This window comes from Odoribacter sp. Z80, from assembly GCF_009935865.1.
In the GTDB taxonomy this organism is placed as follows: domain Bacteria; phylum Bacteroidota; class Bacteroidia; order Bacteroidales; family Marinifilaceae; genus Odoribacter.
On record NZ_QWEL01000002.1, the window covers coordinates 292,365 to 307,007 of the forward strand.

8 protein-coding genes are annotated in these 14,643 nt (G+C 44.9%); all 8 read right to left on the reverse strand.

Annotated features, from left to right (window positions below):
• Positions 1 to 20 precede the first annotated feature (20 nt).
• The 8 genes from D1136_RS03085 to D1136_RS03120 all read right to left on the reverse strand — a co-directional run bounded on the left by D1136_RS03085 (position 21) and on the right by D1136_RS03120 (position 14,641).
• Positions 21 to 1,253, reverse strand: coding sequence for a site-specific integrase (locus tag D1136_RS03085; protein ID WP_161876153.1), 1,233 nt, complete (start codon positions 1,251 to 1,253; stop codon positions 21 to 23).
• A gap of 353 nt (positions 1,254 to 1,606) precedes the next feature.
• On the reverse strand, positions 1,607 to 3,820 hold the full coding sequence (locus D1136_RS03090; RefSeq protein WP_161876154.1) for a Gldg family protein: 2,214 nt from the start codon (positions 3,818 to 3,820) through the stop codon (positions 1,607 to 1,609).
• A 10-nt stretch (positions 3,821 to 3,830) separates the two neighbouring features.
• On the reverse strand, positions 3,831 to 6,068 hold the full coding sequence (locus D1136_RS03095) for a DUF4350 domain-containing protein (RefSeq protein ID WP_161876155.1): 2,238 nt from the start codon (positions 6,066 to 6,068) through the stop codon (positions 3,831 to 3,833).
• A gap of 19 nt (positions 6,069 to 6,087) precedes the next feature.
• Positions 6,088 to 7,011: an ABC transporter ATP-binding protein gene (locus tag D1136_RS03100; RefSeq protein ID WP_161876253.1), complete on the reverse strand. Its 924-nt coding sequence runs from the start codon at positions 7,009 to 7,011 to the stop codon at positions 6,088 to 6,090.
• 54 nt (positions 7,012 to 7,065) lie between these two features.
• Positions 7,066 to 8,454, reverse strand: a complete 1,389-nt coding sequence (locus tag D1136_RS03105) for a hypothetical protein (RefSeq protein ID WP_161876156.1) — start codon at positions 8,452 to 8,454, stop codon at positions 7,066 to 7,068.
• A 1-nt stretch (position 8,455) separates the two neighbouring features.
• Entirely contained in the window at positions 8,456 to 9,544 is a 1,089-nt protein-coding gene (locus D1136_RS03110; RefSeq protein ID WP_161876157.1) for a hypothetical protein, read from the reverse strand.
• A gap of 6 nt (positions 9,545 to 9,550) precedes the next feature.
• Complete coding sequence (locus D1136_RS03115; RefSeq protein WP_161876158.1) at positions 9,551 to 10,969, reverse strand: RagB/SusD family nutrient uptake outer membrane protein; 1,419 nt, start codon at positions 10,967 to 10,969, stop codon at positions 9,551 to 9,553.
• A gap of 18 nt (positions 10,970 to 10,987) precedes the next feature.
• Positions 10,988 to 14,641, reverse strand: coding sequence for a SusC/RagA family TonB-linked outer membrane protein (locus tag D1136_RS03120; RefSeq protein ID WP_161876159.1), 3,654 nt, complete (start codon positions 14,639 to 14,641; stop codon positions 10,988 to 10,990).
• Positions 14,642 to 14,643: the final 2 nt, after the last annotated feature.

The window sequence follows — 14,643 nt, forward strand, 5'->3', positions numbered from 1 at the left end:
TGCTGTTTGTTTTAAGGTTATCAAATGTTACTGCAAATATCCTTCTCCATATCCGCCAACTTGTGTGACAGGGTTTCCATGTCCTGACTTATCTTTTGGGCGGTGATTTTTGCGTATAGCTGGGTAGTCTTTATATTGGTGTGTCCCAATAGTCTGCTGACCGTTTCAATCGGTACTCCATTGGATAACAGCACGGTCGTGGCGTTCGTGTGCCTTGCCACATGTGTGCTGAGCCGTGTTTTGAAACCGCATTGTCTGCCGATTTCTTTCAGTATCTTGTTGCAAGTGGTATTGCTCGGCATGGGAAACAATTTGTTATCTCTCGTTAAGCCCCTGTATTTCTCTATTATCTTTTGGGGAACGTCCAACAGGCGGATATTGGATTCCGTGTTGGTTTTCTTTCTTCGGGTGATAATCCACAGATTACCGTCGAAGAATGTTTGAAGGTTGTCCGTTGTGAGGTTCTTCACATCGGAATACGCCAGCCCCGTGAAAACGGAAAAGATGAACAAGTCCCTTACCAATTCATGATAGGTGTTCTTCATTGGGGCATCCATGAGTGTCTGTATCTCCGATTTGGTGAGATAGCCCCTGTCCACGCTTTCGGGAGAGTTGATATATCCCGCAAAGGGATTGAACGGCAGACGACCGTCATTTCTCGCTATGGAAATGATATGCTTTAACACAATCATATAGCCCCACACGGTATTGGTGCAGCATTTCTTCTCCGTCCGCAGAAAATACTCGAAGTCGTTGATGAACGTGAGATTCAACTCTTTCAGGGGAATGTCATCACGCTTGTAAGTGTGCGGGATAAATTCGTGGAGATGCTTGCATACGGTTATATACCGTTGGAATGTACCCTTTGCCCTGCTGTGTCCCACTTTCTTGGCGAACTCGGTGTTGTGCTGCTCAAACAGCTTTAACAAGGTTTCATGCTTGACACCGATACCGAGATAGGCATCTTTCAGTTTGGCGGCAGTGACATAACCGTCCGTCTGCATCAGTTCCTGATAGCGGCGGTTCACTTCCACACGGATTTTATCAACGGCACGGTTGATTCGCTGCGCTTCGACACTCTTGCCCGAAGCACGGTTGTTCTTCACGTCCCACAGCCGCAAGGGAACATCCATCTTGCAGCTGAACTGTTTAATCTCTCCGTCCACCGTAAGGCGGCACATCAATGGCAGGTTGCCGTTGGGCTTCTCGCTGCCTTTCTTCACATAAAACAATACTTTGAATGTACTTCTCATAACTCACTCCTTTTTGGGTTACAAAACTATATTACAGTGTGTTACCGATAGCTAGGAAAAGTTACGCAGAACGCAGAAAAACAAGCACTTGGCAAGAAATCTGTCCTATCGGCACGGTAATGAGGTAGTAACTGAACTCTTGCACTTAGTGGCTTTCGCACGGCTTGAAATGGCTTTATACAAACCAAAAAGAAAAGCGTAACGAACGCTATTCCAGTTCATTCGCTACGCTTTTCTCAATTTTGCTATTCCGTTAGCTGTTTATTTTACAATCCAAACACCTGGTAATGTAATACCTATCATCAGAATTGAAATACAATCCAACAAAGCAATGCAAAGACAGAGAATCTCATTTACTTCCTCTTCCGCCGGACAAGCACCACACTAGCCACCACCGCAATCAACAACGGTATTCCCCACATCAGGATTATTTTCACCACACCAAACATCCTGGTACTCAAATAAAGCGTATTATCAATCGCTTCCGGACGGGTCATATCCAATGGATATTCATTATTAGCTAACCAGGAAAACGCTCCGGTCATAAAACTGAAATTACCGGCATTTATACCTGTTCTTTCCCTTCTGATTTCGCCGGCACTGAACAAATCGGCATCCCCGGCAATCAAAATCCGCTGCTCTTTACCCTGAACCGTCCGCCGCAACGCCACCACCAAAGGCTCTCCGGAACCCGGAACTTCAACAACAGGGATACACTCAAAATCACTGTCACTGGTCTCCAAAGCAAGACAACCGTCCAACACCACTTTCCCCCGGTGTTTATACAAATCTTTCCCTAATCCCAATTGTTTTACGGAAACCTCCGTTATCTCACCGGGAATCAGTTCCGGGGCATAATCCGGCAACTCCTGCTGATGCACAAATACAGAATCCAACTGTACTCCAGTACCCGCCAACAACCGGTTCAATATCCTCCGGCTGTTCATTTCACCCGTCACCAACGCATTCCCTCCTGCTGCAAGATAAGCTTCTACTTTTTGCAATTCTTCCGGAGTATACTCCTCCTGCGGGTCAGCAATCACCAGAATATCCACTCCTTCCAGATTCTCACCCACCCCGGTCATTGCCCTTACCCCGAAATCAAATCCCTGGTTACTCAATGCACCCCTGTCATTACGGACCACCAGCAAATAATAATTCCGGTCACCCGTATGAGCAATACTACGCTCCCCGTGTCCGGTTAAAAAGCAAACATGCGGCACATCGGTAACCAACCGTTTCAAAACAGTTGCAATCTCTCTTTCAGACGGGACATAATTATTATCATCAAAAAAACGAAGAAAAGCTTTCCTGCCATTTTCCCGTTCCACCACATACACCAACCGATTCCCTTCTTTCGACAAATCAAGCTTTTCCCGAATTTGTTCCGGCGTCAGAAATTCATCCGCATCCAAATCCTCCTCCCGGCAAATCTTCAGCATCTTATCCTGTACGGACCAATCCGTCCTTGCCAAATCCGGACGCATATCATCACAATCATCATAATAATAGACATAATTCAACTTTATATCCGGCTTAAAACGGATAAAAGGTTTAAACATAGCGTAATTCTTCATCCGGAACGCCGGCATCCCTTCCTTAAAACGACGGTCCAACAGATTCACATACAACGTAAAAGTCACTTCATCATCCAACTCAGCCATAAACTCCTGTGCCTTTACCGGAATCGTATTCTTTTGGATATAAGTGACATCCCAATACTTCATCAAAACGGGACGGGTAGAGAGATAACCCACTGACAGAGCCACTACCACCACCAGTACAAAAGGCAATACCTTCACCACTTTCGAATCATTTCGTCTCTCCGAGCGCAACTTCAAAATAGTTAGCACGACAAACAAAACAATCACCACCACAAAATAAACAACATCTTCCAGTCCGATAAGCCCTTGTACAAAATTTCCGCTACGACCGGACAAAGCCAGCCACCAGGTAATCTCCCTTACAAAATCAATATCCTGACCCACCCCCTGTAAATAATTCAACACGGTAAGCACTAATAAAGTCCCGATTGCCGCAACAATTTGATAAGGAGTCAGACTGGACATAAACAACCCGATTGCCGCATACGTACAATAAAGCAGATAAATGCCTGCAATTCCGGAAATCACCCACGGGATATCGAAATCTTTTACCCAGCAGGCTCCGCAAACACCCAACAACACCAATACAGCCAGCAACACCACACCAAAAACCATCATAGCCAGGTATTTTCCCCAAATAATCTTCTGACAGCCTATCGGCGAAGAATATAATAATTTGACCGACCCCAGATTATATTCCCTGCTCATCAATCCCATTGTCAACAAAGGAATATACCACAACAAATTCCCCATTATTGCAGAAAAAACACCATCTATCATCAAAATATAAGTCTGAAACTGCTGGTGTTCCACTCCCATTTCCCGGTTTTCCAACAACCTGCCCAACGCATCACAAAATGCCATCCCCGATTGAAAAGTAAACAAACACAATAACAACCAAGCAATGGGTGAATAAAATAACATGCGCAATTCCGCATACGCAATATGAAATACTGTTTTCATAACTTATCGTTTATTTTCGTTTTCTTCTGCTCCGGTAAATCACAAAAAAGAGCAGGATAATCAACGGATAGCCTCCGAGAGCAGCCATTTTCACCCGGGCGACATCCCTTTGCCTCAAAGAAATGTGATTATCTATCGGCTGCTTATAGGTCAATTCCACCGGATATTTCTCCTGGCACAACCACCTGAATATCCCCTGTTGCAATCTAAAATTCCCGTTCGAAAATCCATCCCTTGTACGGAACAATTCTCCATTACTCAGCCAATCGGCATCACCACCGACCACAATCCGTTGCTGCCGGCCTCCCACCATCCGCTGCAAACCGACCAACACCGGATAAGACAAAACCTCCGCTTCCTCCTCATTCCGGGTATCCGAAATATTTGTACGTACCAAAGGCAAATAATCGAAACCCTTATCATTCACAACAAGCCCTGCACATCCGGCCATAACCGCCTGTAAGCCGGATTGGTACAATCCCCCGAACCAAGGGAATGCCCGCGCTGCTTCCACAGTCAGGCCAGACGCAATCACATCGGAGGACTCCCCATTACATTGTCGCGTCAAACGACCACCTGACAAATGAATGCCGACTTCATTCAGCAACGGATTCAGAACAGCCTGCCTGTCCGGCTCACCAAGTACCAACATATTTCCCCCCTGCTGCAAATAATCGCTCAATGCGTCTAATTCTCTGTCGGACAAAGATTTCTGCGGGTCAGCAACCACCACAACATCCGTATTCCCGGGCACCTCCGCCGTTTCCAACTGCAATTCAAAAATATCATACCCTTGATTTATCAATGCCTGCCGAACAGTCCTGGCTGTTGAAAAACGGTTGTATCCGGCATCCCCTGTATGACGCAAACCACGTTCACCATGTCCGGTCAGAAACCCGGCACGTACAGGACCGGAAAGCAATCTTTTAAAAGCAACGGCAACTTCCCTTTCCGAAGGAATTATCCGGTTATCATCGAATAAACGCAGAAAAGCCGCCGTACTGTCTTTCCACACAAACTGATACACCAACCGTCCTTTTTCCTCCGACAAATCAATCCGGCGGTACAACTCCTCCGGCGGCAACACCCGGCTAAAATCCAGTTTCTTCGCCCGGCATATCTTCTCCGCCCTCTCCCGGTCGGTCATGCCCGGATATAAATCATCCAGACGAGCATCTCCCGTTCCGTCATAATAATACACATATTCCATTTTCAGGTCCGGTTTAAAACGGATATACTTCCGGAAATCCTCTGCATGGGAAGTATGGTTGGCAGGCAATCCCCGGTCACAGAATCCACCCAAAACATTCACATAAGTCACCAATTTCAACTCTCCATCCAATGCCGCAATCAATTCCTGAGTAACCGGAGAAACCGTATTGCTCTTTTTATAAGTCATATCCCAATAAAAAATACATGCAGGACGCGAAGCCACATACCCAATCAGTATCGTCACCATAAACAAACCTGCATACTTCAGCAAAACACAGGAAAACCTCTGCTTCATCCGCATCCTCTTGATACGCCAAAAAGTCAGGGTCAGAAAGAATCCAATCACTGTCAGAAAATAAATAACATTCTCCGAACAAACCAAACCATCAGTAAAATACCTCGACTTTTTGGAAAAAGACAACCAGTAAGTAATATCCTGCACAACAGATACATCGCTCCCCACTTTACCGATAAGACTCAAAAAAGAAAGCACCGCCAGCGTCCCGATAGCTGCCACCACCTGATTCGACGTCAGAGCCGACATAAACAACCCCACTGCCGCATAAGCACAAATCAACAAATAAAGACCCAGGAAATTAGAAAACAAATAACCATAATCCATATTTTCAACCACACAGGCGGTAAACACCACATAAGGCACAAGCATCCCCAACATAAACAAACCGAACAGCATCATAGACAAATACTTTCCCCATATAATCTGAAAATTCGTTACCGGAGAAGAAAACAACAATTTAATCGAGCCACTGCCATATTCCCTGCTCATCAACCCCATTGTCAACAACGGAATATAAAAATAAAGATACCCCCGTATATAGGAAAACCTGTTCCAGAAAAGCTCCGACGTCAGACTATACCAAGGATTACCCAAGGCCTGGTCCTTAACCGGACGTATCAATATTCCGCAAAATTGAACTCCGAATTGTATCGCAAAAACAAACAATATCAACCACGCCACAGGAGAACTGAATAACTTACAAAGTTCCGCCCGGGCTATTTTAAAAATTAATCTCATATTTACCTGTTTACAAAACTCAAGCACCTTTGGACAAACGTTCAAAAATATCCTCCACCGACTCACGCTCCAGCAAAATTTCTTTCATTTGCCAGCCTTCCGCCACACTCTTTTCAATGACCCGGGTCGTTATATCCGGCATGGCAGAAAAATAAACCCGGAATTGCCGGTCCGACAAAGCGACCACTTCAGTCACTCCCTCCAGAGCTTGCAAAGCACTGACCGCTATCGGAGAACAAAAAGTCACCAGAAAAGAAGAAGGCTCCACATAATTATTAAATTCATCAATCGTTCCGGAAAACACCAAACGCCCGTTTTCAATCATCTTAATCCAGTCACAGGCTGCCTGCACCTCCGGCAAAATATGTGTAGAAAGCAACACAGCCCTGTCCTGGGCAATCTCCTTAATCAGATTACGGATTTCCACAATCTGAAGCGGGTCCAACCCATTTGTAGGCTCATCCAACACCACCAACCGGGGATTATGCACGATAGCCTGCGCTATACCCACCCGCTGTTTATATCCTCCCGAAAGATTTCCAATCAGACGGTCCTTAAAATGAGTAATGCTGCATTTTTCTTCCGCCACATCCACCGCTTTCCGGATACGGCTCCCCTTCATCAAGCGCAACTGGGCACAATACACTAAATATTCATCCACCGTCAACTCCGGATATAAAGGAGGGAATTGTGGCAAAAAACCGATATATTTCTTGGCCTCCACCGGATTCTCCCTCATATTGATTCCATTGATATATACATCTCCCTCCGTCTGATTCAGCACACCACAGATAATATTCATCGTAGTCGATTTGCCGGCACCGTTCGACCCCAGCAAACCGAGGATTCCTTTCTGATGAATTTCGAAATTAATATCCCTGACCGCCCACTGGACAGCATAACGGTGTGACAAATGCTCAATCTTTACAATAGGTGTTTCTATTCCCATAAAAATTACTTTATATTTTCAACTAAATTTCTGTCGTCAGCACGCCGCTCAACGGTAAATAAACTTATAATAATCCACCCGCTCAATATCCGTATACAACCTTTGCCATTCGGACAAACGCCCTTTGTCATCCATAGAATAAGTATAAAAATATTTCACCTGATTCTCATCCAGGTAATTCACCGTTTTCATATGCACATATTGAGTCAGAAACAAATCATGGAACAATTGCGGCCAGCGCATCACCCTCATCAAAGGATAAGGCAGCTCCTCCAGATAAGTCGGTATAAGCACCGGATGATACCCGGTCATGCGCAACCGGATACCCGAATACACATTCTGGATTGTCGCCGGCCATTCTTCGGAATAAATATACTCACCGGAACTAAAACCCTCCTCATAAGCTATATTTTCCAACAAAGCCGCACCGGAAACAAACTGCTTCAACCGCTTATTCCGGGCATCATTTTCATACTCAATAGCCGATGCCATAGCCGAAGAATATCCTGTTTCCTTAGCCGACACCAGCAAACCCGACTCATCATATTCAAAATCATAATTAATCCGGTCACTGTAATTCCCGTACTCCTCCTCCTCGATACGAATAATCCGGTCACCGGATTCATTATAAATCAGCCTCATCCGGAACTGTCCCAGCAACTCAATCCCCTCTAAACGTTCCTCTTCATCATAATCCAGCACAATCTCCCCCTCCATACTCCCTGCCACCAGAATTTTCACGGGCTTTTCAATCTTACTTATCCGGTAAACATGCTGCTGAGCTACAGCCTGCCGTCCCTGAACATCTTCCAGAACAAGCTCCAGCACATACGGACGCATCTCCGACAAACCCTGCAAAATCAAATTAGAAATCACATAATCACACGTATCCCGTTCCGGTTTAATCGTCTTCTTCACCTGCCCGTCCAGCTTCACCACAATATTGCGGATTGGCACCATTCCGGTCGAAAACGACGCTTGCAACGCAATAAAAGGCAACATAGCAGATATATACTCACCATTCGTAAAATGAATCTCAGGCACAGAACGTTTTTTTACTTCCACTTGAAAAGCTTTATTATAAGTACGTTGTTTCACATCACATATCTTTACAACGAATCCCAGCAAAGTATCCTGTTCAAAAGAAGTCAAATCCACCGGATAACGGAACTCTAACCGCGTCATACCACGATATTGTTCCAGCCGTTCCAAAACCTTATAATTATCCGACACATCCATCACCTCGACATAATCAATCCCATTCGGAACTTCCATCCGGCAACTTAAATAAAAAACATCGGCAGTATCCCGTCTCACCGTATATTCACTCGTCGCCGAAGAATCGAATTTCGGATCAGGAAACTCAGGTTCATTCTCACAAGCACCCCAGAAACCGGCCAGCAATAAAAAAATCCATATAATCTTAATTCTTTTCATATCATTCAATATTAACAAGTTCATCCTCTGTCAATTTCAACAAATTCAGAAAATCCGGATCATCATTCAACATACGCACATCAATACCCAGATTCAGCAAAGTATGCCCCACATACCACATCTTCTGCCGGGTGACAGCCGTCATATTCCAGGCAGGCTGCACTTCGCCGTCTAAAATCTCCGGCGTAATCAACTGGTCCAGATAAAGCCTGAAATCCCTCTTCCGGTCCGCCACCTCCCAAAAAGTAGCAATTTCCCTCTTTGCCCCCATAACAGGATAAACACTATTACTGATTACCCCATAATTCCGGACATACGCCGCCTTTGAAATAGACCGGACTGTATCGCCCGTCACCTCATCCACAATCTGCCCGGACTCCTCCAGCAACTCCGCAATTTCCTTTCCGTAATAAGCCTCACTAAACTGATAAAAACGTTCAGGAACCTGATCATACAACTCATATTTATCCACAATAAAAGCAAGCAAAAAATAAAGAATATCATTCCTGTATTTCTGAAAACTTTCCGGCGACGAATACATCACCCTGGTATTCAAACTCATCACAATCCCATTATCATTAATGGCCCCATGAATAGTTCCCTGCAAACTCTCACTCGCCGCATTCACAGACTCTGTCGGAAAAGACTTGCTTGCCCCCCATTCCGATACCAAATTATTCACCAGCAAAATCTTAGGCGGGAAATACTTCTTTACAAAACCACCACGGTAAACCTTCCCATTCCATTCAAATTCGTCTTTAAAACACGCCAAAATACTATTCTCCAAAATATCCATCACCGAATCCATCTCCGTTTGCCGGACAATCCTGCTCAAAATCAAACCATCCCAGAACTTGCGCGAATCCTTATCATGAAAATCAAATTTCAAATCCAACATCTCATCAAACCGCCGTAAAACAGCCACACCATACTTTTCATAATACTCCCGCACCAAAGGGTATTCCAAATCCAAAGAATCCCTCAGCCGTTCCGTATCCAGCCCCGAAGGTTTTAAATCCTCCTCTCTGTCACAAGCCACAAAAATCCCCAGCAACACGCCCAAAAACAACCATACAATACAATTCTTCATAACTCATTAATTTACCGGTTCTGCAATTTTTTCCAATCTGTCATTATTCACAATCAAAGGATTATTATCCCGTTCCGTCAAAGGAATAGGCAACACATAATTTGCATCATTCTTCAGCAAACGAAAACTCACCCGGCTCACCCGTAAACCATCGTCATTCACATAAGTAAAAAAATGCCGGATTTCCGGACGGTCTTCCATCCTGCGCAAATCATACCAGCGGAAATGATCTTCCCACGCAAACTCACGCCGCCTCTCATCCAAGACAAACCGCAACAGCTCCTCCTGCGAATCGGGCAAAACAACCGATTCCGGATTCCGGTAACGCTTCGCAATCAACTCCCTCAAATCAGCTTTCGCCGCTTCCAAATCATTCAGATGTACATAAGCCTCGGCACGATTCAGATAAGCTTCGGCACCCCGCAAATTAAAAGCCCCCAATTCCGTATAGTTATCCTCCATTTTCGTACTATAAATCACAGTCTTTTGAGCCCCTCCCTGCAACTTGAAACAAGCCGCATAGCGGATATCATTCATTGCATCGTAACAAGCCAGCAAATCCGCACTCATTCCATAGCCCGAAGACTCCATCCCTTGGATAGACAAACCGCTCCTGTCATACATAAAAGAATAAATAATTTCCGGATTGGAAGCCGTCACAAAAGCCGACTTCTCAGACAACTTAGCCAAAGGAACCTGCTTCACCACTTCCCCCGCATAACGGACTGCATCCTCCCACTCATGCCGGAAAAGTTTCACCCGCGACAACAACAACTGACAAGCAGCCAGATTAGGATGCCACACCGTTTTCTCCAGCTTCGCTTTAGCAAACTCCTCACAACCGGCCAACAAATCTTTCTCAATCTGCTCATAACAAGACTCCAAGTCAGCCCGGTCATACGTCACTTCAACAGCATGGTCCAGACGCAACGGCACACCCCTCTGCATCCGTGCAGTTGCCGGCTGATAAGGCAAAGCATACAAATTCACCAAATGAAAATAAGCATGCGCCCTCAAAAAATAAGCCTCCCCTTTCACATAAGCTACCTCCTCCGGAGTTCCCGCATTCTCCCTGATCTCAATCAGAATATCATTCAGGATAGCAATCACCCTATAAAAATTCCCCCACGCCTCATTCACAGACTGCCGCTCTCCATTCTCCTTAATCTCAATCTCCCGACGCCAGGTGTAAATAGTCTGCAAACCACTCTTATTTTTAGTCTTCGCCAAAGCATCCTCCGTAACATCATCAGTCATATGATGCACCCCCTTAAAATAAGGAGCTTCCAACGTACACTCATTCAACATCAAAGAAGCATAATGCTCCACCTTGGTTGGGCGAATCAAATCATTCGATACCTCATCCAGAAAATGACTACACCCGGACACCAAGACAACTAAAAAACAAAATACCAAATATTTCATATCCCTCATTTTTACCTTTTAAAAACTAAAATTCAGACTGAAATTATAAGAAGGCAAGACAGGCAACCCCAAATTTCTCACCTGCTCCGGGTCCATCCCCTTCAACTTTTTATCGAAAGTAAACACACACAAATTCTGCGTCTGGAAACCGATTCTCACATTCGAAACACCCAGCCGCCTCAGTTTCTTATCCGGCACATCATAATACAGACTAAGGTTCTGCCAACGGATATAACTTCCTTTAGCAGTCCGCACATCACTCTGATCATAAGCCCACCACAAAGTAGATTGCCAGGGCAGAATATAAGGACTCGCCAAATAAGCACTCGTATTATTATTACTCAAATCAGCATTAGAAAGTGCCGGAATATCCGTATGCGCTTCATCACCCGGTTGACGCCAGCGATTTACGAACACCGACGACATATTTCCTTCGGGCATCGGCATATTCTGACTACCTCCGGGATACAACTCCAACAAACGCACCTTCTGTCCCACCTTATACGAAAAACCGGCAGACAAAGTCAGGTTGGCATACTTGAACTCAGTACCGAATCCACCGTAAAACTTAGGCAACCGGTTCCCCTCATACACCAAAGCTTTTTCCAGCTCCCGCAAAATAACTTCATTATCATACTCCTGTCCCGGATTATACTGAGCCGATTCCGCAAAATTCACAAAAGTAGGTTCACCCTGCTCATTCAACCCATTAAAACGATAAGAATAAAAACCATCCAAAGGAAAACCCTTCCGGTAAATCGTCCCGTTCAGAAAATCCTGCACACTATTCAAACCGATATTATCGTCAAATCCCTCCAGAATCTTTTCAGTTACCCGCGAAAAATTAAAATTCACATTCCATCTGAACTTTGGCAACTTCACCGCCTGAGCAATAACATTAAACTCTATCGTATGATCCTCTTTCGTTCCGCCATTATATAAATGACTGGCTTTTCCGTTTACCAACGACACCGGACGTGTCAGCAACAAATCCAGACTCCTGGAATAAGCATAATCCACCGCCCCGTTAACCCGTCCGCCCAGAACAGAAAAATTCAAACCGCCGTTAACCGTCTTTGTTCTCTCCCACTTCAAATCGGCATTCGGGAAATCCGACAAACTGGAAACAAACTCAGGAGACACCCCGGCATGAGTCTGACCATAATCCTTGATAATCAGATAAGGCGAAGCATTCGGAACCGTTCCGCGAAACCCATACGACACCCGAAACGCCAACTCATCCAGAAAAGTATTCGTCCACTCCTCCATAAATCCCTCTGCATGTACATTCCAACGGAAAGAAGCCGACCAGGCAGGCCGGAACTTATAACGCTCATATTGCCCGAAACGGTTGGAACCGTCACTCCGTAAATTAAAATTAAAAATATAACGGTCACTATACTGATAATTAAATATTCCGAAAAACGAGAGCGTATTGGATTGAGAATCCGTTATATCCGGATAAATATCATGACTTGCCAATAAATTATTCGTATTGGATTTATCACTCAGCCAATTTATCATATTCAGATAAGCATAAATCTGTTGACTCGTGTCATAAGCATAGACAAACAAACTCGGCAACTTAATAAAAGTCCGGCCTTGTTCATGATTATAACCGGGAGCCTCCCAACCGCTTGCTCCCTTATAACTTGTCGAAATCACCTCATGCCCCAGATTTATATTAAAATGATGCTTTTCACCCACCGACTTGCCATAATTAACCTGCGTAGTAAGCGTATAAGACTCTGAACTGGTCGTTCCGCTCTTATACAATCCTCCGAAAGGCAACATCGAAAACTGCAAAACATTCTCATCTTTCTTATCCTCCGGGAAAGCATACGTGCGGGCAATACGGGCCAACTTCGTCTTTTCAGTCATCCACTCCTCATCAATATTAGTCGTATTCCGGTAAGAAAACTGAGAACGTACCTTCAAGCCCCGGACAATTTCCCAATCCACGGAAGCTCTCATATTCAAGTCCTTATTCCGGACAATATGCCGGGAATTATCCAACTCTTCCAGAATATTATACTTCAAAGGCACAGCCAAACCATACGTATGATAAATCATATCCTGATAGACCAACTTCCCCTCTTCGTCCCGTACAGGCACAGCACGGCTTTTTCCGGCAGCCTCATCAAAAATAGAATACGCCGAATGGTTATAATCGGCTTTCTGCGAACTACCACTCAAACCGACAGAAATCAGTATATTCTTCCGGAGATTAAAATCGGTATTGATGCGGCCGCTGAAACGCGTCAAACCGGTATGAATCTCTGAACCTTCCTGGTTATCATAATTCAAACCGGCATACACCCTCATCTTATCCGTTCCGCCTGAAACACTCACGCCATGCGAATGTTTTACACTCACACGGTAAAGCTCCCCGAACCAATCCGTATTCATTCTCTCCAAACGCGACACCTCATCCTGAAAACCGGCAAAATCCAGCTCCCGGTCATAATACTTTTTTAAAGCTCCCTCATACCCTACAAACGAACGAACCTCATCCGGATAATGCAAATTCCTCTGCACTATCTCACGCGAAACATCAATCCTCTCCTTCGAATTCATCAACTGAAAATCCGAATAGCGGGGACGGTCGACAATACTCACTGTTCCCGAATAATTCAAATAAAGCGAACCGGATTTCCCCCGCTTCGTCGTCACCACAATAACCCCATTCGCAGCCCGGGTACCATAAATAGCAGTAGCCGACGCATCCTTCAAAACATCAATCTGGGCAATATCCTGGGGATTCAAACCACTAATCGCATTCCCAATCAGATTAATCTGATCCAAACTATTAATATCAGCAGCACTCAAAGGAACAGGGTCCTCATACACCACCCCGTCAATCACCCATAACGGTTCCCGCGTACCGGTAAAAGTACCTCCGGCCCTCACCCTCATTTTCGAAGCAGCACCGGGCTGCGCGCTCACATTCACTATCATAAGCCCGGGAGCCTTCCCCTCCAACATCTGGTCCACCGTCAAAGCTCCCATCCGGTCCAGCTCCTCTGCCCTAACCGTAGAAATTGCACTCGTCAGTTTACGTTTATCAATCACCTGATAGCCCGTCACCACGACATCCTCCAACGTTTGCATTTCCTCATACATCGTAACCTCCAACATCTTCTGACCTGCAAATTTCAACTCAACATTTTTCATTCCTATAAAAGAAAAAAGCAAAACAATATCTTCACTATCCGCCAACTCCACTGAAAATTCACCTTCGGAATTCGTAACTGTTCCCCAGGTAGTTCCCTTGATACTCACAGAAACTCCCGGCAAAGGCCCTCCCCCGGAATCCTTCACCTTACCCTTAACAACAACAGATTTCACCTGAGGCAACGATTGCTTTTCCTTGATAATAATCACTTTATCGTCCACAAAACACTCCATTCCCACCGTCTGAAGTAAACTATCCAAAAAATCCTTCAGATTCTCGTTCACCACATTCACCGTAATACTCCCCTTCTGCTTTACAACCGTGTGATTATACAAAAACTCATAATTCAACTGCTTGCTCAACGTCTGAAACACCCTGTCCAATGTCACATTCTGCATCTTCAGACTAACCTTCGACTGGGAAAAAGCCTCCGCATATATCCCCCACGCGGGATACAACAACAAACATATAACCAGAAATATTCCCCTTTTTTTCATAC